The sequence below is a fragment of the Galbibacter kalidii genome, from assembly GCF_026241135.1.
Classification (GTDB): Bacteria; Bacteroidota; Bacteroidia; order Flavobacteriales; family Flavobacteriaceae; genus Galbibacter.
Genome location: NZ_JAPFGA010000006.1, coordinates 14,364 through 35,334, shown reverse-complemented (window position 1 = coordinate 35,334; position 20,971 = coordinate 14,364). Strand labels below are relative to the sequence as shown.

General features: G+C 38.6%; 26 protein-coding genes and 1 tRNA gene. 7 read left to right on the top strand and 20 right to left on the bottom strand.

From position 1 onward, the window contains the following. Positions 1 to 13: 13 nt before the first annotated feature. The 8 genes from OOZ15_RS07955 to OOZ15_RS07920 all read right to left on the bottom strand — a co-directional run bounded on the left by OOZ15_RS07955 (position 14) and on the right by OOZ15_RS07920 (position 9,534). Positions 14 to 1,516, bottom strand: coding sequence for an ArnT family glycosyltransferase (locus OOZ15_RS07955; RefSeq protein ID WP_265955637.1), 1,503 nt, complete (start codon positions 1,514 to 1,516; stop codon positions 14 to 16). 54 nt (positions 1,517 to 1,570) lie between these two features. Beyond that, entirely contained in the window at positions 1,571 to 2,671 is a 1,101-nt protein-coding gene (locus OOZ15_RS07950; RefSeq protein ID WP_265955636.1) for a DUF4407 domain-containing protein, read from the bottom strand. Positions 2,672 to 2,886: 215 nt separating this feature from the next. Then, the gene (locus OOZ15_RS07945) at positions 2,887 to 3,357 is read right to left on the bottom strand and encodes a hypothetical protein (protein WP_265955634.1); all 471 of its coding nucleotides are present in this window, start codon (positions 3,355 to 3,357) and stop codon (positions 2,887 to 2,889) included. Between the two features lie 11 nt (positions 3,358 to 3,368). Continuing rightward, entirely contained in the window at positions 3,369 to 3,800 is a 432-nt protein-coding gene (locus OOZ15_RS07940) for a hypothetical protein (protein ID WP_265955632.1), read from the bottom strand. A 242-nt stretch (positions 3,801 to 4,042) separates the two neighbouring features. Next, a complete protein-coding gene (locus OOZ15_RS07935) occupies positions 4,043 to 4,612 on the bottom strand; it encodes a hypothetical protein (protein WP_265955630.1) in 570 nt (189 codons plus the stop codon). A gap of 580 nt (positions 4,613 to 5,192) precedes the next feature. Continuing rightward, positions 5,193 to 7,562: a M56 family metallopeptidase gene (locus tag OOZ15_RS07930; protein ID WP_265955628.1), complete on the bottom strand. Its 2,370-nt coding sequence runs from the start codon at positions 7,560 to 7,562 to the stop codon at positions 5,193 to 5,195. Between the two features lie 5 nt (positions 7,563 to 7,567). Continuing rightward, entirely contained in the window at positions 7,568 to 7,930 is a 363-nt protein-coding gene (locus tag OOZ15_RS07925) for a BlaI/MecI/CopY family transcriptional regulator (RefSeq protein ID WP_265955626.1), read from the bottom strand. A gap of 215 nt (positions 7,931 to 8,145) precedes the next feature. Further along, on the bottom strand, positions 8,146 to 9,534 hold the full coding sequence (locus OOZ15_RS07920; RefSeq protein WP_265955624.1) for a dipeptidase: 1,389 nt from the start codon (positions 9,532 to 9,534) through the stop codon (positions 8,146 to 8,148). A 365-nt stretch (positions 9,535 to 9,899) separates the two neighbouring features. Between OOZ15_RS07920 and OOZ15_RS07915 the strand changes: the two genes are divergently transcribed. Further along, positions 9,900 to 9,981, top strand: a tRNA-Leu gene (locus OOZ15_RS07915). Positions 9,982 to 10,235: 254 nt separating this feature from the next. Here the strand turns inward: OOZ15_RS07915 and OOZ15_RS07910 are convergent. From OOZ15_RS07910 to OOZ15_RS07890, 5 genes are all read right to left on the bottom strand, one after another. Next, positions 10,236 to 10,637, bottom strand: a complete 402-nt coding sequence (locus OOZ15_RS07910; RefSeq protein ID WP_265955622.1) for a hypothetical protein — start codon at positions 10,635 to 10,637, stop codon at positions 10,236 to 10,238. A gap of 48 nt (positions 10,638 to 10,685) precedes the next feature. Continuing rightward, positions 10,686 to 10,946, bottom strand: a complete 261-nt coding sequence (locus OOZ15_RS07905; protein WP_265955621.1) for a hypothetical protein — start codon at positions 10,944 to 10,946, stop codon at positions 10,686 to 10,688. An 82-nt stretch (positions 10,947 to 11,028) separates the two neighbouring features. Beyond that, complete coding sequence (locus OOZ15_RS07900; protein ID WP_265955619.1) at positions 11,029 to 11,823, bottom strand: DUF4138 domain-containing protein; 795 nt, start codon at positions 11,821 to 11,823, stop codon at positions 11,029 to 11,031. Beyond that, positions 11,820 to 12,797 (bottom strand): conjugative transposon protein TraM, encoded by a 978-nt coding sequence (gene traM, locus OOZ15_RS07895; RefSeq protein ID WP_323053830.1) that lies wholly within the window; start codon positions 12,795 to 12,797, stop codon positions 11,820 to 11,822. The genes OOZ15_RS07900 and traM overlap by 4 nt, the downstream gene beginning before the upstream one ends. Before the next feature lie 20 nt (positions 12,798 to 12,817). Beyond that, positions 12,818 to 13,438, bottom strand: coding sequence for a conjugal transfer protein TraK (locus tag OOZ15_RS07890; RefSeq protein ID WP_265955617.1), 621 nt, complete (start codon positions 13,436 to 13,438; stop codon positions 12,818 to 12,820). Positions 13,439 to 13,732: 294 nt separating this feature from the next. Here OOZ15_RS07890 and OOZ15_RS07880 point away from each other — a divergent pair, with 294 nt between their 5' ends. The 6 genes from OOZ15_RS07880 to OOZ15_RS07855 all read left to right on the top strand — a co-directional run bounded on the left by OOZ15_RS07880 (position 13,733) and on the right by OOZ15_RS07855 (position 16,374). Then, complete coding sequence (locus tag OOZ15_RS07880; RefSeq protein WP_265955614.1) at positions 13,733 to 13,924, top strand: hypothetical protein; 192 nt, start codon at positions 13,733 to 13,735, stop codon at positions 13,922 to 13,924. A gap of 115 nt (positions 13,925 to 14,039) precedes the next feature. Next, positions 14,040 to 14,282 (top strand): helix-turn-helix domain-containing protein, encoded by a 243-nt coding sequence (locus OOZ15_RS20275; RefSeq protein WP_323670658.1) that lies wholly within the window; start codon positions 14,040 to 14,042, stop codon positions 14,280 to 14,282. A 110-nt stretch (positions 14,283 to 14,392) separates the two neighbouring features. Beyond that, complete coding sequence (locus OOZ15_RS07870; RefSeq protein ID WP_265955611.1) at positions 14,393 to 15,190, top strand: DUF3050 domain-containing protein; 798 nt, start codon at positions 14,393 to 14,395, stop codon at positions 15,188 to 15,190. 69 nt (positions 15,191 to 15,259) lie between these two features. Continuing rightward, the gene (locus OOZ15_RS07865) at positions 15,260 to 15,502 is read left to right on the top strand and encodes a hypothetical protein (RefSeq protein ID WP_265955610.1); all 243 of its coding nucleotides are present in this window, start codon (positions 15,260 to 15,262) and stop codon (positions 15,500 to 15,502) included. After that, entirely contained in the window at positions 15,493 to 15,810 is a 318-nt protein-coding gene (locus OOZ15_RS07860; RefSeq protein WP_265955609.1) for a type II toxin-antitoxin system RelE/ParE family toxin, read from the top strand. The genes OOZ15_RS07865 and OOZ15_RS07860 overlap by 10 nt, the downstream gene beginning before the upstream one ends. Before the next feature lie 165 nt (positions 15,811 to 15,975). After that, positions 15,976 to 16,374: a lipocalin-like domain-containing protein gene (locus tag OOZ15_RS07855; protein ID WP_265955607.1), complete on the top strand. Its 399-nt coding sequence runs from the start codon at positions 15,976 to 15,978 to the stop codon at positions 16,372 to 16,374. 418 nt (positions 16,375 to 16,792) lie between these two features. Here the strand turns inward: OOZ15_RS07855 and OOZ15_RS07850 are convergent, their stop codons facing one another. The 7 genes from OOZ15_RS07850 to OOZ15_RS07825 form a co-directional block, all read right to left on the bottom strand. After that, positions 16,793 to 17,338: a TPM domain-containing protein gene (locus tag OOZ15_RS07850; protein WP_265955605.1), complete on the bottom strand. Its 546-nt coding sequence runs from the start codon at positions 17,336 to 17,338 to the stop codon at positions 16,793 to 16,795. Between the two features lie 340 nt (positions 17,339 to 17,678). Then, positions 17,679 to 17,987 (bottom strand): LytR/AlgR family response regulator transcription factor, encoded by a 309-nt coding sequence (locus OOZ15_RS07845; protein WP_265955604.1) that lies wholly within the window; start codon positions 17,985 to 17,987, stop codon positions 17,679 to 17,681. 222 nt (positions 17,988 to 18,209) lie between these two features. Continuing rightward, positions 18,210 to 18,293, bottom strand: a complete 84-nt coding sequence (locus OOZ15_RS20430) for a hypothetical protein (RefSeq protein WP_416337314.1) — start codon at positions 18,291 to 18,293, stop codon at positions 18,210 to 18,212. Between the two features lie 1,097 nt (positions 18,294 to 19,390). Then, entirely contained in the window at positions 19,391 to 19,492 is a 102-nt protein-coding gene (locus tag OOZ15_RS20270) for a T9SS type B sorting domain-containing protein (RefSeq protein WP_265955893.1), read from the bottom strand. A 3-nt stretch (positions 19,493 to 19,495) separates the two neighbouring features. Continuing rightward, positions 19,496 to 20,176, bottom strand: a complete 681-nt coding sequence (locus OOZ15_RS07835) for a hypothetical protein (RefSeq protein ID WP_265955603.1) — start codon at positions 20,174 to 20,176, stop codon at positions 19,496 to 19,498. Then, entirely contained in the window at positions 20,173 to 20,613 is a 441-nt protein-coding gene (locus OOZ15_RS07830; RefSeq protein ID WP_489666413.1) for a hypothetical protein, read from the bottom strand. Before OOZ15_RS07830 ends, OOZ15_RS07835 begins: the two co-directional genes overlap by 4 nt. Next, positions 20,580 to 20,843 carry a hypothetical protein gene (locus OOZ15_RS07825; RefSeq protein WP_265955600.1) on the bottom strand — a complete coding sequence of 88 codons (264 nt, stop codon included), beginning with the start codon at positions 20,841 to 20,843 and terminating at the stop codon, positions 20,580 to 20,582. The genes OOZ15_RS07830 and OOZ15_RS07825 overlap by 34 nt, the downstream gene beginning before the upstream one ends. Between the last annotated feature and the right edge of the window lie 128 nt (positions 20,844 to 20,971).

The window sequence follows — 20,971 nt, the reverse complement described above, 5'->3', positions numbered from 1 at the left end:
TGATAAGAATATTCTACCCCTTCCGCTTATATATTCCGGCTGTACCGACAATCTCTTGAATCTGATAATTTTTCCTCAATAAATTGTGGAAATATTTAACCTCTTCGATATCTGATGTATCTTTTGTCCTGTATATTTTTTTCGGTTGGGGTCCAACAATATAGTCCGGTTTTACAATATTGAATATACGCAAGATCTCTTCTTCGGATGTATCCTCTTGAATTCCCATATAAGAAAAAAGCTCATCTCTATATATATTAGATGGATGGGTCATTACTTTTGATGGAATATTTTCATCCATGATCCAATACCCGATATGAAAATTCATAAACAAGATATTCTCCGGATCAATTTTCTGTTCGCTGAAATATTGAGGAATTTCAAAGCCTTCTTCGTTGTACAGGGATTTTCCTTCTGCCAAACGTTTGCCCAACACGCCATATTCCAAATAGGCTTCTACGGGTGTGACAAAAATAAGCACTAACAGCACCCATTTATAAGACCAATTTTCTGCTTTTTTTAGTGTGGCAATCCATCCACAGAGCATCATGATCAAAAAGGGATAGGCCTGAATTAAATAATGTCCGTTGATTTTCCCGACATCAATGAAAGAAATCATCACACCCAAAAAAGAGAAAGCGATAAGTGGATAAAGATTTTTAAGGGTATTGTTATGTCGTATATGTTTTTTATAAAACCTATAGAACAGCACTGCAAACATTACAACAAGCAAAATCATAACCCATTTATTGAGAGGAGAACCTTCCGGATTATATACTATCGCCGCCATAATGACCGAATTCCACCAAACATCAAAACGATCGATCAATATATATGGCAAAGCCGTGAGAACGATTGTCGTGGCAGTTCCTAAAAACAAAACAACTCCGTTTTTAACACCCCTCATGATGTTTCTATAAAAACTACTTCCGCACAAAAACAATCCCAAAAGCAATCCCGGATAGACCATATTCAGTTTTGTCATTATAGAGCAACCCAGCAACAATCCGGCACAAAAAATCCCAAACAGACGGCTTGGATATTTCCACAGGAAATAAAGTGCAGGCAAATAGAAAAATATAGAGATGTGCTCACTCATCACCCCCTGAATATTCCCAAAAAGGCTTGAAGTTAAAATAAGCAACAACCCCCCGAGCAGAGCAATCTTCTCATTTGACATTTTTTTTGAAATAACGTAAACGATCATGGCAGAAGCCACAATAAGCAAGGATCCGATCAATCGAATGGCTATAAAACTTTTTCCGAAGAGAAAAATTACAGCCGCAAAAAAATAAAACAGCAAGGGTGGTTTCAGGTCCCACAGGGTCATATATGGCAGGTGACCATCAACGATGGACTGTCCCATGAGGATAAAAGTGCTCTCATCACGGTCGATATAGTCACGAAAGAAAAAAGGAAACCTGATAAACAATGTAATTCCCAAAAAAAGGAAAAATATTGCAGTCCAATTGTAGGTTTTAAGTCTGAGGGAGACTCCTTCCAAATTGAAATTCATTGTTTTATGTTATGTCATCTATCTTTAACGGCAGGACAATATAAAGAGATTTATTTATAAATTTCGCTTCTGTTGCTTATAAAAAGCATCAGCCTGCAATTGCATGATCTCCCGTGCCATTTTTTGTTTATAGGCATAGAGTTCTTCTTCCCCGGCCAGATCTTCATATACCTTGTCATTTATTTGGGCATCGGTAGCCAATTGTTGTTTACGCTGATATTCTTTTTGATCGACCCAGGTTTTTACCGTGCTTTCGGCATCTTCCAGTTTCATGTCATATTCCCCTTTCGGAGCCAATAATTTTGATATCACCGGAGCGGTTTCAATCGCCAAGAACAACAGGAAAATAAAAAACGAAGGAAACCAAGGCAGTTCATCCAAAGCCGATATCCTCGCCATAAGTCCGTCGAAGCCATCAATGGTCGGCTGTGTGTCTGCCACCTTTCCTTTATAATCCATCTCTAAAGCTGCTATCTGACTTTCTTTTTCAGCGATTTTACTGTTGTTTCCCAACCTCAACGCTTGTAGTTCCGACAAAGCAGCGTCATGTTTTTCCCTCTTTTCTTTGTAAACAGGTCCTTTCCCAATCTTTAGGGTGCCTTCGCGGCCTTCGGCTTCAGCAATATAGGTATCGTACAAATTGTTTACCTCTGCTTCTTTTTCTGAAATTCCCGCTTTTAGGGCGTCGATTTCGGTTTGTAACTGTGTCGTTTCCGGGTTGTATTGAAGTGCTATTTGCTCTTGGTTGTCCAGTGTCATCTGATTCTTTTCCTCCAACAACACCCGATCTATTTCCTTCTCAAAAATTTTAAGCTCCAAGGGTTTGGCAATCACAACGGCAATGATAATCGCTAGGATAATCCGCGGTACCGCCTGAAGGAATTCACTTCGGAAATTATCCCGTTTTTTTATTGTAGAAACGATGAACCTATCCAAATTGAAAATAAGTAAGCCCCATACGAGACCGAAGAAGACCGCAATAAGAACATTGTCGAATACGGTATAAAGGGCATAAGAACACGCTATAAAAGCCATCACGGCTGTAAAAAACACTGTAGCCCCTATCCCGGCTTGTTTTATCTGTTCGGCTTTAGAGCACTCCTCCAGCAATTCAGTATCAGCTCCGGAGCACATCCGGAAAAACGAGTTTAACATAACACCTATGATTTTGATTGATAAAACTATATAACGTGAAATCAGTCAAAATGTTACATGGGATCCGGGAGTTATCCCCTCCCAGCCTCCCCTAAGGGGAGGAGAAAGATTGCGATACTTCACTCCCCTTTAGGGGGGAGCCGGAGGGGGATGTAAGACAGGATTTTTGCAATATGATACCTGGGATTCAGGGTTTGTTTATTGGCTAGTGATTTTTAGTTATTTATCAGTTCTATCTTTTCATTTACTTTGTCCATAAAACTGTGTAAGTATTCGGGGACATTGGCTTTTACTTGATCGATTCTCCAACTTTTTACATTTCCGTTTTCTAAGTAGCGGATAAATAACCCTCCGGCATCTGCACAATCGGGACAACCAAAAACCGAATCCTTTTCATTAAGCAATTGATTGGGGATAAAACTAGGCAAATCCTTGACTTGTTCAAATTTACTGTCCGATTGCTCTGCAAAACTGAATTCCTTCTTTGTATAGTCATCTTTTGTGTCTTCAAACAACTTATCATCGGTCAGTTTAAATGTTTCAACACAGGATTCCCCGGCACACATTCCGTAGAAATGACCGAAAATCAAGTAATTGGCTTCGTATGATGTTGCGTCATCATCATTATTACAAGAAATAAAAGCCCCAATCAAAAGGAGTAATCCGATTAGCTTTAAATTTTTCATCATTATCTATTTTAATCAATTACAATATCTGTTTCCCCTTCGGCTAAATATACGTGGCAACAATCTGCTCCGACCTTGAAATAAGCACTTACAATTTCCTGATCGCTCTCATCAAATCCTTTAAAATTTACCTCAACTGTTGTCTTCTCGTAAGTTTTTCGGTGTTCGTCCCCGAATAGCGGATAGGTTCCGGATGCTTTCATCATTTCAAATTCACTGTCGTTCACCTCCCTTGTAATATCTTTTCCGGAATCGATGGTCGTAACGGCAAAACTATCCAAGGCCACCGGGTCTCCTACCGGGTCTTTAACAGAGACCGTAATGGTCACAAATTGCTCCGTACAAGCAAGCCCGGAACAACCTGATTGGTCATCATTATCATCTTTATCGCTACAACCCAAAAAAGAAATCAGAAGGGCTATTATCGCTATTTGTCGCATCATAAACGCATTTAAGTTTTTTATAAGATGCTATTTTTATGGAAAAGTTGCGTGCAAATGCATCTTAACTCATTTATAAACCTTTATGATATAAACATTTACGCAAGAGCAACGCTACCACACCCCCAAAGCTTCGGGAGCATCGTGTGGTATTTCGATTTTAACCAACAAGTCTTAAAAAGTGGCTATGGGTGTCAATATTTTACAATTTATAGGCTTGTGCAACCGATGTTGGCAACTGGTATTTATTCTATTACTTTAACTTGACTCTTTTTATATAATTCAATTGCGTTTAAATAATCTATAGCACCTTTCATATTTAAATCGTTAATAAACCCATCCAGTTCAGGATGGTTAAACTTCACCCAATTTACTAGAGTGTCCCTTTCTTTTTGCCATATTTCCCAATTTGCATCAATACAATCTAAGGTTTCAATTTTGTTTATTTTTCCTGATTTAAAATGGAACTTATGTTTACAAGTCAAAGGATTATTCTTCAAAAATTCAAATCTTAAAGAATTCACAGAGACAGTAGCAACGACTTGCTTATTCTCATTTTCTAAGCTAACCAACTTATAAACTGGCTTAAAAACAGAATCCCATTTAAATTGGTTATAAAAACTTTCAGGTGTGTAGGCCATTGTATAATCACCCTCAATAATTGTGAGACTGTCAGATATCGTTCTTTTTATCTGGTTGTAATCGGAATTTTTAAAGCCTTCGTAATATTTTATTATTTGCTCGGATTTCGTACTTTTTTTCTCAGCACAACTAGTAATTGATATTAAAATAAAAATGAATAAAATTTTCTTCATCGGTTTTAGCTTCTTTTGGTACTTGCTGCCAACTCGCTATATAAATACTAAAATACATTTTCTCTCACGTTAGCGCAAACATCCACTCATAAGCAAAATCCGACCAGTGGAAGTAATCCAAAAAAAAGAAATTAGACGAGGTAATTTGTTGCCAACAAGATACAAACTAGAGCAAGAGCTCCGTAAGTTAATTTTTTCCATTTTGATTTTATAGTCTCACTTTTGTAAAGTCCGTATAATCCAATTGGAGGCCAAAAAATTAACAAAGTACCCACCATCTGTGGGTCGTTATACCATTTCACTTTAGTTTTCACTTTCATATATTATGAAATTTAATCCTAATTGAATTCTAAGATAGCATTTTTTTTCGACTTACAATTTTACTTATAACAATTACGATTATTTTCTCATACTTTTTAAAAGCTATAGTCTATCAGTTGCTTAGGGGTGTAAAATCCCGAGCTTATAATTTAATCACTGAATGTGTGTGTTTTGTCTCAGAAAACAATCTTTTTAATTGATTAACGGAATATACGGCCTGTATTTTTAACATCTGGAATGATTATAACAACTTTATTTATCAGTTTTGAATAGGTTCATCAGAAAGTTTAACCTCAGGGGCCTCCATATTTACTTCCTTGACAGAAATGTTGATTGTTTTTTTGTTTTTAACTATTTCAATAGCTTTTTTGGCTGTGATCTTCTTGCCGTTATAGTAAAAGTTCGCATTCTTTTTTTCCAACTCTTTTAAATGCTCCACAGGGTTAGGCGGTGCAGGAGGGGCTATGGGCACTTCAACAACTTCTATTACTTCTATTTGTTCTGATACTTCCGGGGCTTCAACGACCTCAATAACTTCTTCTACTTCTACTTCTACTTCAATAATTTCATCTTCCTCAACCACTTTTATTACTTCCTTTACAGGAGGCGGCGGCGGCAACTGCTCTTTTTCTTCTTTGGTAAGCTCTTCAAATTTTTTGAAGTAAATCCTGTCTTCCTTTCTAAGTCTTATATATGGCCATATAGGGTTTTTCGGACGTTCTACAAGTCTTTTATTTTTACGGGATAATCTAAAATACATACCGCCCAAATCAGAAAACAATGCATCCATTTTTTCTTGTTCTTCTTTTGGCTTCTCAATGTAATGCGGTGGTTTATCCATTAGGGTTTTGTATATTTTATACTTACTCTTGTATTGTTCTACCGGATCCTGTATAGTCCCCTCCTCTATTGAACCTTCCTTAGCCGTCTGTTGCGTATCGTAAGAAATTTGAGACACATCATCATCATAAAATGAAGTAATATCCACTTGACCGTTTGGGGAAATATAACCTACTTGCCCCTTAAGAGCCTGTTTTTTACCTGTTGAAATGTTCAAAGAATTTTCTTTGGTAAAAATAATTTCTGTTTCCGGTCCAAGAGGTGTTGGGTAATTTCCAGTTTTGTATTTTAATCTGTAATAAGCATTTGTATAAATACTTAAATGGTATTTATACTTGCCGTAATCTTTTGCATTTTTTAGTAAGCTGCTAACGGCATAATCGTGTATCTCATTTATAGAGAGTTTATTCAGTTTGTCATTAGCTATATGCTTACCGTCTAACCACACCCCGTATTGCGATGGGTTTTTCCATGAATCGAACTCTTTCTTTGATGGAATTTTTTTAACAGGTTTTGCGGGTGGCGGCAGCAACCTTGCTTTTTGCTCGTCTGTTAGCTCCTCATATTTTTTCTCTATAAATGTCCCATCTTGCTGTTCAATCTTAAATGTAGCATTCCTATAATAAGAGTCTTTATCGATCTGAACAGTATAACGAGGTGATTCCATAATAATTGAAGAACCATTTTTAATATTGTTTATGAAAATTCCATAACCATTCAATACTGATTTAATATCAGTGATGACACCCATTTTGGTTTCAGGTGAAACCATAAGATGCGCCACAAGTCCGTTTTGCTTTTCTTCTTCAGATAATTTTTTAAGTTTTTCCTGAAAGTTTTCTAAAGTTACAGGTGTATTGTTCAACCTGATAGCCCCATCATCATCAATATGGATATTGATGTCTTCCGTAGTATTAAAAACGGATTCTTTCTGTGCTACAACCTTATCGCTAAAGCTGTAAATAAGTACTGCTAAGAGCGGCAATAATAAAGCCGACTTTAGCCATGTGGATGTTGATCTTTGTTTTTTCATAATTGCAAATCGTTTTTTGAGTGATGAATAATTAATGGCGCTTGCCATTGTTGTTAATGGTGTGGCATTTGATGAGAACGCCAATAATAATTGTTGATATGCTGATGAATGCACTCCGCAATTCAACACTTCACGGTCTGCCAAAAACTCATGGTTGAGTTTGACCAACCGTTTGGTGAAAAAGATTAGCGGGTTGAACCAAAAGATGATCTGTGCTATTTCCAACAGGATAATATCAGCTGAATGGTGCTGCTTCACATGGGTTTGTTCATGGATAAGGACTTCCTTCGGAATAGCATTGTTGGTATAGTCTTCTTTGTTTAAAAAGATATATTTTAAGAAGGAATGCGGCGGAAGTTTTTCCTGCAACAAAACATTGGTAAAAATGGAATAGCTGAATCTTGGATTGTTTTTTATCCTGCTGATAATCTCTTTGAACTTCAACACAAACCGGATAAAGAAAAACAACATTCCAACACCATAAACAGACCATAAAACCATAGGCCAATAATTAATCGGATTTTCCTCAAGTGCAACAGTATCCATCGGAGCACCCTCCATAACAACCGGAAAATTATTTACTGTAACTTCCACATATTCGGTAAAGGTGATCAATGGAATTGTAAAACTGATCACAACCGACAACAGCAGGTAGTAACGTTTAAACGTATGGATGCTCTCTTTCTCTAAAACAAGTTTATAGAAGAGTAGCAAAACAGCTAAACAAGCTCCCGATTTTAGCAGATAAAACAGCATGGGTTCTATTTTTTAAGTTGATGGTCTATGAGCTTCCTCAATTCTTTGAGTTCCTCTTCAGACAAGTCCGTTGACTCGGTAAAAAAGGAAGCGAATTGTGCTGGGGAATCATTAAAAAAGTTTTTGATCATTCCCTTTAACTGTTTCGAAAAGTATTTCTCTTTGGAAACTAGAGGATAGTATTCCCTGGATTTTCCAAAGACCTTATACGAAACAAATCCTTTATCCTGCATACGCTTTAAAAGTGTAGCAATGGTAGTATTGGCAGGCTTTGGCTTGTCGTACTGCTCCAACAGATCTTTCATAAAAGCCTTTTTTAGCTTCCACAAATGATTCATGACTTCTTCTTCTGATTTTGATAACTTCATGCTCTACAATCGTGTATCGTTCTCTACAAATGTAGAAATAAATTTTGATTCTACAAACGTAGAGATGAAAAATTGTGTAAAAAAAGACCTCACAGGTTTTGCTTGTCCCGACATGTCACCCTGAGCGCAGTCGAAGGGTATCTTCGGTAAAACCTGTGAGGTTTATCATTTTAGTATGCATATGCTTGCAACTTCCGACTTCTAATTTCGTACCTTCATTCGCTCAACTCCGTAAAATATTTATAAAAATACGGAATGGTCTCTATCCCCTTGAGGTAGTTCCACAGTCCGTAGTGTTCATTTGGCGAGTGGATGGCATCACTGTTGAGTCCGAAGCCCATTAGAATGGTCTTGCTTTTCAATTCTTTTTCAAACAGGGAAACAATAGGAATACTTCCTCCGCTACGTTGCGGAATAGGTGTTTTTCCAAAAGTGGCTTCATAAGCTTTGCTGGCGGCCCTATACCCCACACTATCGATGGGAGTCACATACGGGTATCCACCATGGTGCGGTTTTACCGATACTTTGACACCGCTGGGTGCCAAGCTTTCAAAATGCGCTTGAAAGAGATCTGTGATTTCCCGCCAGTCCTGATCGGGCACCAGACGCATGGATATTTTGGCGTGGGCCTTACTCGCGATCACGGTTTTAGCACCTTCACCTGTATATCCGCCCCAAATACCGTTTACATCCAAGGTCGGACGAATACTATTTCGTTCGTTGGTAGAATAGCCTTTCTCTCCGTAAACATCATTTATATCGAGGGTTGCTTTATAATCTTCTAATGAAAATGGTGCTTTGGCCATTTCTTTACGTTCTTCCACAGCGAGTTCTTCTACTTTGTCGTAAAATCCGGGAATCGTAATATGGTTGTTTTCATCGTGCAGTGCGGCAATCATTTTGGTAAGCACATTGATGGGATTGGCAACTGCCCCGCCGTATAATCCACTGTGCAAATCCCTGTTGGCAGCGGTTACTTCAACTTCAACATAACTCAATCCTCTTAATCCGGTGGTAATGGAAGGTACATCGTTGGCTATCATTCCGGTATCGGAGATCAAAATGACACCGTTGGCGAGTTTTTCACGATTGTTTTTTACAAACCACTCCAAACTTTCTGAACCCACTTCTTCTTCCCCTTCGATCATAAACTTAACATTGCAAGGCAGGTTTTCGGTTTTTACCATCATTTCCAATGCCTTTACATGCATATACATTTGTCCTTTGTCATCACATGCTCCTCTGGCAAATATAGCTCCTTCGGGATGTATATCTGTTTCTTTGATTACCGGTTCAAAAGGTGGGGAATCCCACAACTCTATCGGATCGGGTGGTTGTACATCATAATGTCCATACACCAAAACTGTCGGCAAGGAAGTATCTATGGTTTTTTCACCATAAACAATGGGATATCCCGGGGTTTCACACACCTCAGCCACTTCACATCCTGCTTCAAGCAAGGCGTTTTTAACAGCTTCGGCCGTATTGAGGACATCTTGTGAAAAAGCCGGGTCGGCACTGACAGATGGTAGTTTTAATAATTCTATAAGTTCTGTGATAAATCGGTCTTTATGCGTATCGATATACGACTTTATATTTTCCATTCGGTGTAGATTGTGTATTCAAAAATACAAAAAAGAACTTTTTCAGCATATTAAGTTTGAATATTGAAAATTTGAATTATATTTGCACCCACAATTTCAACGCGGGTGTGGTGGAATTGGTAGACCTGTCTGCCGACAGGCAGGCACGCTAGAAAGTCTAGCGTTTCAAAAAGGTCTAAGTAAGTATTGATAGTTCTTTAAATAAAATAATGCGGGTGTGGTGGAATTGGTAGACACGTCAGACTTAGGAATAAACCTAATTTAAGTTCTTAAAATATTGTTAAAAATGCGGCTGTGATGGAATTGGTAGACATGCTTGACTTAGGAATAAACCTAATTTAAGTTCTTAAAATATTGTTAAAAATGCGGCTGTGATGGAATTGGTAGACATGCTTGACTTAGGATCAAGTGCCGAGAGGCGTGGGGGTTCGACTCCCTTCAGCCGCACTGTAATTTTTCTTAATTAAATGTTAAAAGCTTCTCTAAAAAGAGAAGCTTTTTTTGTTCAGGTACAACATAGGTACAACATTTTGTATTTGCCCTCGCTCTTTTTGATTTGCAGTCCATTTATCAGAGGATTTATAAAGCAGGTACCTTCTTCTTGCAAGAAGTTGCTTAAGTAATCCCGTTTATTAATCAATTCCTATATTCTTCCTCTAATAATATCCCTACTCCCTTTTTGTTCATCAATTTTTGTTTTTTTACACATTTATTTTTCGAATTATCATAAAACTACCATAGGCGGCCGAATCAACTCCACTATATTTAATTTTGTCTAATATATTATTTCTATCAGGTAGGGTTAATTCAATTTGCCAATCTCTATAAACTGGAAATATTATTGGTTTGGTCAATGTTTCACCGTCCTCTAAAAAACTTAAATTCCATATCCATTTTGGTTCAACCCCCCTTGCTTGATAAGGTTCACAATTCCATAATTTGATGACTGATTTAGTGCTTTCTTCCTTAGAAGCATTCAGCGTGTCAACAAGTGTTTTATACATGTTTATCGTTGATTGATACGGAATCCCGGGAAAATTTAAAAAACCAATCCTTCGCCAAAAGGGCTCAGAGTTTTCAGGAGAACAAAATAATTGTGTCACTAACACCCTTTTTGATTTGAAAAACTCCAAAGTCCCGTCAATCAGCTTTTATGCAACACCTTTTTTCCGTTCAGACAGTTTTATTTCTACAATGTCAATCACAGCTATCAAGTTATAAACACGGTAAACCACAAATCCGATTGCGTTATCATTTTCAGTTATTGTACTCAATCTTTTTTCTGTAAATGCCTGCAAAATTATATTCCAATTACAATAAAACCCTTGGTTGGTTTTATTTTTTTCATCAATCAGCCATTCTTCTATATAACCAAGATATTTTTTGTTTGGTTGTAGATTCAATTTCAGCATAGTTCAAACATTAAGTACAATCATTTGCTGTAGATATTATTATATCTGTACAGAATATTAAGATAAATGTAATAAAAGAGGATTAATACTTCAGACAAATCTTTCTATTACCATTCAGTTCCCCCAGTTCCAACTGAAGTTTTTCCTTACCCCCCAACACAAATTTGGGCAGCATATACACAAACCGAAAGGACTGACTGTCCCATACTTTTGTGGGCATTTTATGGGTATAGATCGGTTTCACTAAAAGCTTTTGATGTGATGCTTTTCGTTTTTTGTCCCCACTAATCCTGTAAACATTCAAAAAATCGATCTCAAAGTCAATACCGGAGGTATTGCTAATTTCCATTACGAGGTAGGTTTCGGAACCGTTGTAGGCCATCTTTTGCAGTTGAAGTTTGATGCCCTTTTTTCGTTTGGTCTTTAACCGTCTCAGTTTTGACTTTATCAAATAATCTCCAAAACGTTTAAAGTATTCCAGACGTCTGGCCACACTGTCCAATGTTCTTTGAGAAGGCTTGGGGATGACCTTTATTGGCATCTCCTTTCCGATACTTGCTGTTTTTGTAATAAAGTAATTCAGTTTGGGGAGGGTTTTGGCGTATTTCAGGATATAGGAATAGACACTTCCGTCATCCGTTACCACCAAAAGGTTGCTTTCCTCCCCGGGCTGTGCTTGTAACAGTCCAAAATATTGTTCTCTTTCCCGGTTATAGGTAAACACAAAATTGGATGTTCCCGTAATACCTTTCCGGATTGGTTTCGGGAAAAACAAGGCCACGTTCTTTTTCTCGTTGGCATATAGGGTGTCCAATGCTTGTTGGGCGCGTAGCGAGCCCGAAAAAAGTATTGTTAAAAGTATGATTGTAGTTCTCATTGTTTTGGTTTTAAGATTAATTGATAACCGTCCATCACCGTCACTTTGACATTGCGGTTGTTCCTTCTAAAAAGCTGTTTGATGCCACTGACCTGCGGTACGCCGGCCACATTAATGTCGTCTACCACATCCCCGACGAGCTGTTGCCGGGCATCCGCATGAAAACTGTTCTCGATATAGATGCCCTCACTGTCGTCTTCCAAATCATACGCCCTTAATTTTACAGGTTCTTGGGCAATATGTCCAATCGTAATCATGGTACGATTGGGCTTAAAACTCACAAAACCATATATAGGGGTATTTTTAGGAAAATAATGACCATAAATAGTAGCCCCTTTTAACAAACGCAATCGCAATCGGAAATCCTTTTTAACGGTCTGGGTGCCATCCACACGGACAAAAATCCGGGCATCGGTATTGTGGCTGTTTGTTATGGGGTTCTCCTTGGGGTCGGAAGCAAAGAACAGTTGGTGTTCCAAGCCAAGTTCCTTGGCGGCGACCTCTTTTTCTTTTTCAGTTATTGCAGTAGTGTCCTTTTTTACCCTGTTTGGTGTTTGAACGGGATCAACCCTTGGTATTCGATCAGGCTCCTGAAAATCATTAGCCTCTAGATGTTTTAAAGCCGTTAGCCTTTGATAGCGTTGTTCCCCGAGGGCATATACGCTATCGATCATCCGTCTTTTATGGATGCTATCGAGCTTTGGGCGATAGTACCCCATAGAATCCAACAGGTGTTCGTCATAAATACTTGGGGCATTCACCTGTCGTTCTTCTTTTAAATCTTCCAAGGCTTCCATTTTGGAGTCGTATTCTTTTTGACCGCCTTCTTCCAGTTTTGGAACGGGCACTTGGCCGTCCTCAATAGTAGGTTCTTCATCCCCGCCCAAGAACACGACCGCATACGCCCCGATAAACAGGACTATACAAACGATGACCAAGGCAAATACGATTTTATTTTTTTCAACTTTCATCATTGTTCTTTTCTTAATGCCCATTATGGGCTTTCATAATTCTTGATTTTACGTAAAGTGTTTTCAAAAAAATCCGTCACCAACAGCCCGTGGGTGTTGTGCGGAAAGTTCCTGTCCACATGGATGAGGCTTCCAGTGGTGATCAGCTCATAGGTATCGGTCACCGAACCTCTGTTGATCTCAAAGATGGTTACTACCTTAAACCGATAAGGTTCTTGTCTCACATCCACTTGGGGTTCTATACTTACCGCCTCCTGTACCAGCGAATACTGCAACAAGCGGTTGTACACCCCTTCAGCCTGTTTCTGCTTGTACAGGTCGGCCACGGAATTGTCCCCGAGCCATAGGGCTTTTTCCAGGTTCTTCTTGTAATTGTTGGCGTTGATGTTATATAAATAGCGGTGGAACAGTTCCAAGTGTGCCTTGGCCTCCACTTCGAGGTTCTCCCGTTGGGACACCATCTTCAGGGGGATGACACTTCCGTCCCCGTTGACCACAAAGGCACTGTTCACTGTTTCCCTGTGCAGTTTGATGACCATCAGCACCGAAACCATACAGGTCAATACCGACCCGATAACCACGGACAGCACGATAAAGCGGTTTGTCCGTAAGACATTGTAAATATTTTTATAAGGTATTTTCATTTTTCATTATAATTTTAGGGTATTATTTAACCAACTTAAAAGCGCCATCGGGGATTGGGAAAACCGTTACGTGCTACAGTCGCAAATAAACGGGCGGGTTACATTTTTGAACTTTTGGAGCAAAAACCAAACGGTAAACCAAGGCGATTTGGTGTTTACCGTTATTCCAAATGAAAACTCTTCTTTTATAGCCAAACTGAAAACACCGGCACAAAACTCGGGCAAACGGTCCACATAAAACTGGAAACCTATCTCGACACGGAATTTGGGGTACTGACAGGCGAGGTCAAAAGCATGTCGGCCATTCCTGATAAGGACGGTTTTTACTACGTAGACGTGCAACTTCCTAAAAAACTCGTTACTTCCTATAACAAAGAAATACCGTTTAAACAGGAAATGTCCGGCACGGCCGAGATTGTTACAGAAGATTTACGGCTGATGGAACGGTTTTTTTATCAGTTTAAAGAGGTATTACAGCGAGATTAAAATTACTTTTTGAGATAATGATTCAGCCTTTGTTAATACTACTGAACATAGACACAGCTTCCCTGTGAATTACTCCGTAATTCTTAGCTAAATCAGTTAGGGCATATCGTACTTTTTGCCTTGGCCTTTCTTTATAGATAGCTTGGAGTTTAAACCGAACCTTTTTATCCTTCCCATCAACAAAAAACTGAGTTATAGAAAATTAGCACAACTGTGCGACGTTGACTATAGTGATATTAGCAAAATCGAGAAAGGACAGATAAGAATCCAATTGCCTACAATCTATGAGTTAGCAAAAGGTTTAGGGGTTCATCCCAAAGAATTATTTGATTTTGAGTTACCTGAAATTGGGGAGTGAAAAGGATAATAATATAAAAGTGTTATCCTCTCGGGATTTTTAAGGGGTAAATTACTATTTTAGCGCTGATATAACGAGTTGGCATTAATTGTAAAAAGACTTCATAGAATATGAACGAGCACATTGACAGAATTAAAAAGGTGACCGAACCTTTAAGACAGCAAATTATTAATCATAAAGTCTATTCAGCAATCAGTGACATAGACGACCTGAAAGTTTTTATGCAGTATCACGTTTATGCAGTTTGGGACTTTATGTCTTTATTAAAAGTACTGCAAAACAACCTGACCTGCACTTCCGTTCCTTGGTTCCCTAAAGGTTCAGCAGACACGAGACACCTTATCAATGAAATAGTTGTTGGCGAAGAATCTGACATTGACAGTTTCGGAAACAGGAAAAGTCATTTTGAAATTTATCTTGACGCTATGCACCAATGCGGGGCAGACACTTCTCAAATAGAAAAGTTTATAACAGCATTAAAAAAGACAGGTGACTTTAATTCAGCATTCATAGCTTCGGGGACACCTAAAGAAGCAAGTGACTTTGTTGACTTTACATTTAAAAATATTACAAGCAATAAAGATTATATACAGGCAGCAATTTTCACCTTTGGACGAGAAGACCTGATTCCGGGAATGTTTATTTCAATAGTCAACGACATCCATAAAACCTTTCCTGACAGTATTTCAATTTTTAAATATTATTTGGAAAGACACATTGAAGTTGACGGTGACCATCATAGTCATCTTGCACTACAAATGACATCAAACCTTTGCGGTCCAGACAAGCAATTATGGAATGAAGCGGAACAAGCAACTATTGAATCTTTACAAAAGCGCATTGACCTTTGGGACGGTGTTTATAATGAAATTACAAATAGAAAAACAACTAATGCTAACAGGGCTTAAGCAAGCTAAAAAATCTTCTAAACAAAGCCATAAACAGATTAATTCGTATATTTGATTAAAAGAAGAATTATGAATATTGAAGCTAGAAAAATAGAGTTTATCCAAGAGTTTTTAAAACTTCAGAGTGAAGAAACTATTTCTAAACTTGAAAAAATACTACGAAAAGAAAAAAATTATTCAAGAAACAGAAAAATAGAACCAATGTCAGCTGAAAAATTGAATAAGCGAATTGATAAATCTATAGAAGATTCTAAAAATGGAAGATTAACCGAGGTTAATGATTTAATAGCTGAAATTGAAAAATGGGATTAAAAATATTTTGGACTGATTTTGCCAAATCTGAACTCAAAAAGAATTTTGATTACCTAAAAGAAAATGCAAGTTTAAGGATTGCAAAAAACGAAAATCGCAAAATAGCTCTTGAAACGGTAAGATTGACAAAACTGCCTGAAATTGGTCAAATTGAACCAAGGTTAAAAAATAAAGAAAAAGAATATCGTTATTTGGGCCATCAAACCTACAAGATAATTTACTGGATAAATAACGATGAAAAGCGGATCGAAATAATGGATGTTTTTGACACTCAACAATACCCTGATAAAATAAAGAGAGCGAAATAAAGCCAGTCTAGACTTCCCTCTTTTGTAGGCTTCCCTAAAATCCTGGAATTTTAAAGAAAAAAAGTGTAATTTAGTGTCGATATAACAAGTTAGTGGCAATTTACCCGCCAACCTGTGTTGCAAAAAAACATCATCAAGTAGAAGAATAATTAAAAAAATAGAGCAATGACAAAAATAACTTTAACTATCACAATTCTAGCTGCATTTACATTCCTAGCTTGTAATAAAACATCAAAACAAACAATAAATGCAGGAGGCTCTAACTCAGAAACCGAAAATATCACAAATCTATTAATAGGTTCATGGGTACAGCTTAATCCCATTGATGAAAAAGAAGTGCAGGGTTTTACACTTAAAAATGATGGAACGGCAGAATCTATAAATATGGCAACTTTAGTTTATAAAAAATGGTGGATTGAGAAAGGAAAATTCGTCTTGGTAGCTGAAAGTATTGGGAGTGGTTCATCAAGTATAGATACAACCAAATATGAGATTGTAAACAGAACAAATTCGGTCTTAGAATTGAAAGACGGAGATTATACAGATAGGTATACAAAAAAATAAAAACTGCCACTAACAGCAAGTTTGTAGCAACTGCGCGGCTTGGATTTCTCACCGAGTTTTCTCCGAAAATTCAAAGAGTAATTTTCTACTTGAATCGCAGTATAAATCATCACAGCTGCTATGAGCTGTGGCGAGGTTTTGCAACTAATTTAGCAAAAAGAACCGAACCATAGGAAAATCCGCAGGATTTTCTGAGTAGGCTGTTTTTGCCAACTTATTTCTACACAAAGTTTGTAAGGTCAAGTCATGCTTCAAACACATAATATCTATGTTTATAGGATCGAACCCTATCTCTACCAAGAGCAAAAACACAAACCACTTTACATTTGGTAGGGTTTATGGCCCGATTTAAGGGGCTTTTATCTTCATTACGCTGTTAATGATTTCAGGGTATTTTGCTGAAAAAAATCGGCCATAATCATTTCTTTAAAATACGTTTCAATTCTTCCATACCATTACTTATCCCATCATATGGTTTGTTCTTTCTTAATTTAGGTTCGATTTTTTCTAAAATAATAGAATTACATATAGAATCTGAAAGCTTCTCATCTAAGCCTTCATTATAAGAAATGCCTATTCCTCTTAAATTAACATTAATTTCAAATACGATAAGATTATTTATACCGAATTTCTTTTCAAGAATTTGGTTTAACCTTTTAATATCTTCAGCTATTATTCTCCCTTGCATTCCTATCTTATCCGTGGTAAGTATAATAAAGGTAATTTCACTTTTGCTTTCATAATTTTTAATTTTTCGCAATAAGGTATTTCTCTCATCCTTGGTCAACAAGGAGTCAAAATCATACAAATACAGTAGCTCGTGGTCCTTATCCAAATAGTTATACCTGTTAATAGTATCGCTAAATATAGCATTCTCTTTATGAGAGTTTGAACGACAACTCACTATAAGAAATAAAACTATCACTAGTACTGCACTTTTGTTTAACTTTTTTATTTGCTTCATACTTTTTAATTAATTTCTCAACATCGGCTTTCTGCATTATACCATGCGCAAAATGGTTAAGACTTGCCATAATGGCGCCCCGCCTAAAGCCGTCCCATACTTCGGCAGGCTCGGCAACCTTTTGCCAATGGCTGCGGGTTACCCCGTAAACATGTTTCACCTGAAGAAAAACTTGAATTGAATCTTAGTAAGAAAAGTACGTCAGCTAACAATGGCACCCGTTGTGCGCGCTCTTAAAAGAACAAAAAACACTGATTGAAAAGCGCCCTTTATCGGGCGTTTTTTATACGGGAAAACCATTGCTCCGCTTTTTAAGACGGGTCCAAAGGCTTCCTTACTTTTAGCTTCTTTCAATATCCAAAAACTTAAACAGTCGTTTCAACCTCCTTTTAGCGATAGGTACCAAGGTTCCATTTACCATATTGCAATACACCTCTGGTTTTCTTGAAATACTGGAAACGTGCATTAAATTGACTATATAACTTTTGTGCACCCTGTAAAAAAAATCGCTGTCGAGCAAGTTTTCATATTTGCCTAGGTTTATTGAAGACACTAATTCTTTATTACCTACCAGAAAAAAAATAGTATACCTGCCATTCGACTTGCAGTACAATATTTCTTCAAGCCTAACAAAATCTATTTTGTTCATAGAGCGTATGGTTATTTTCTTATAAATGGTATCTTTATCTTTACATTATACTACTAATTATTTTTCGGGTATTTTACTGAAAACACATCGACCGTATCCAAGGATAGTTTAATAAAATTAATGTCTTCCATCAGTTTATCTTTAAGCATGTCGGGGAGCTTTTCGTTATGTATTATTTTTTTAAATGGATTAGACATAACTACAATCTATCGTAAATTTTAACTACTTTTTTTTTGCCCTGAGCAAACGCATTTTAACCATACTTAAATCTACCTCCAGCATGTCTTGAATCTCCTTTATAGACATGTCGTCCTGATACTTCATAAGTAAAACCATTTTCTCATTAGACTTCAATTACGCCTTAATGCCAATGCCAATTTTTCTGATTTTAATCTAAAAGAGGCCCTCATCACCTATCCTTTCTTCTTTTAGACTAGCAAATCACTTCCTATGAATGCACAAACTCTTCTTTTTGTCCCTTTGTGTATTATTCACGCAAAAATTATATGTAAAATAATATAGCCACGTTAAAAATTTAGATCTTCCCTTAAAAGTCCTGATTTTAACAAAAAACTTTACAAATATATCGTGTGTTAGCTCAATTGAATTGACAAAACTTAGCCATTTATTATATATAACTTCTGCATACTGTCATACAAAACAACGAATAAGTCCGTATTATTAATTTCTAATTTCCCCAACCCACAATAATTGCTCTCTAACTGTTAAAAAGAAAGGCTTTATCAACCCTAAAATTTATTATCAACTATTTTACACCAAAATCCAATGTTAACTTAAAATCAATTAAATGTATATGAAGAAGTTCTTGGATTGAAAAAAGTCTTTCATACTATTTATTCAGTTGCTCCATAAGCACTCTTTCTGTTACGTTAGAGCCCTTTGACAGAATTTCGACAAGCTTAATACAGGCCAAGTCTATTTTAAAATGTGTTTATCCTGAAAGCTTCAAACTTTCTCCACAAAGAAAGGGGATTTGTGATTAATTGAACCTGATGCCCTGTCACATTTAAATCAAAAAAGATTATCGAAAAAGAAGTTGAATTGAAGGGTAAAGCTAAGACCAAGGCCACAGAAATCCGCTGAATCTTCTTCGACATACACACCGCTAATTGCCTGAAAACCGGCAGACGGATAGCAGGTAACAGTTCAGAAAAGTTACCTAATATTTCTGAAACACATATAAATCACCGGGACACCTGTCTTTTTTGAGCCAAAACCCATCTAAAACACCAACGGCACTGCTGAACAACAAAAAACTCGGGGAACCCCATATGCCCCTGATTTTTTGTTTGTTTTTTTATGAAATCAGCTTACTTCTGAAACGTGCCTTTTAGTTGACCAATTATCGCTTCAAGGTAAAATTAGCTTTAAACACTTTAACGTCAGCGGTGCCGGGTTCTGTACTCCACCATGAACCAGTAGTTAGTACTGGGCAGCGGGTTTCCATTGCAGGTACCGTCCCAGCCGGTACCAGTGGGGCTGATCCGCTACCCCATAAATGTTCCAGGTGTCGTTATAGCCATCACCGTTGCCGTCGCGGTGCCGCAGCCCATCAAGTCACGCGCCGTTACCACATGCTCGCCCGGCGGAACGTCCGTGAACGTGCCGCTGGACTGCCAGGGACCGTTGTCCAGGCTGTACTCGAACTCGGCATCCTTATGCCCACCAACTATCTCGGCTACAGCCACTATGACGTGCCCGTCGAAAAAGGCAGAGGTCTTTACCTCTACCTCAAGTACCGGTGAGGCACTCGCCACCACCACCGTCGAAGCACTGCTTTCACAGCCGGTGCCTAAGTCGGCCACCGTTACGCCGTAAGTGCCCACCGCCGTGGGCCTGTAGCTGCTGCCCGTCTCAGTCAGAACGTTACCGTCCATCGTCCACTCAAAAGCGTAGAGTGTTTGGTCAAGCCCGGTGTCCAGCACCGCCGGGGACGCTACCTTGATCCCATTGGAGTTCACGCAGATGGTGTAGCTCTCGTCCAGTTCAAAGGCCGGCAGCGGCAGCACCTCAAGGGTGGCCTCCGCTACTGCGTAGCAACTGTTCTCCGGCGTGCCGTCGTTGTCCACCCGCACGTATATGGTCTGTGGGTTCTCCTCGTTCTCGTACAGGACGGGCAGGAGGCCGGTGCCGGCCTCGGCATCCGCTTCGGTTTTATAATAGCTCACCGTGTAAATACTGGGTTCTGTCCGTCCAGCACGTCGGCATCCAGGGCCGACAGGTCAAACTCGCCGTAGCCGTCGTTGTCGGGGTCGCAGAACAGCAGCCCCTGGAGGACGTTGGCCGCAGGGGCGTCGACCACTTGAAGTTCGATCTCGGTGGTGGCATGGCAGCCGGTGGCGGCGTTCTCAACGCGCACGTGAACGATTTCCAAATGGCTGCCCATGTAGGCCGTGGCTAGGTCTGTCAGGTCGGGCGAGGTACTGCCTTCCCCGGCACCCGCCGCACTGGTGTAGTAGCTTACCAGAAGGGCGGGGTGGTTGCCCGTTATCTCACCGTCCTTCTCCGTCAGGTCCATCTCTACTGTCAAATCGGACGTCGCGTCGTCGCAGGCAACAAGGGGGGTGGGGATTAGGGCGGTGGGTAGGGGCCGTTGGTAGTGCATTCTACTTCATATGTTGTGTTTGGCGTACCGTTGGTGATTTTACCGGTGTTGGGGTCTATTGCAACTATATCGAGGGGGGCGGTAGCAAGCACAAATGTTCCGTCCGTATTCCCGGTTATGGTTGCTGTAGCGTCGTAACAAGAGGGGGATAGCGTAAAGCTTGCATCTTCATACGGGAGTACTGTTATGGTAAATAAGGTTGTATCAAAGAGGTTCTTAAAGCCCATCATAGAACCCATCGCAATTATTAAATTACCATATTTCGTTTTCTAAGTCAGGTATGGATTCTACCCAAATTTTATCGTTCCCTACCTGGCAAACCAAAAGCCCGCTATCAACATACTCCTGAAAGGCTACA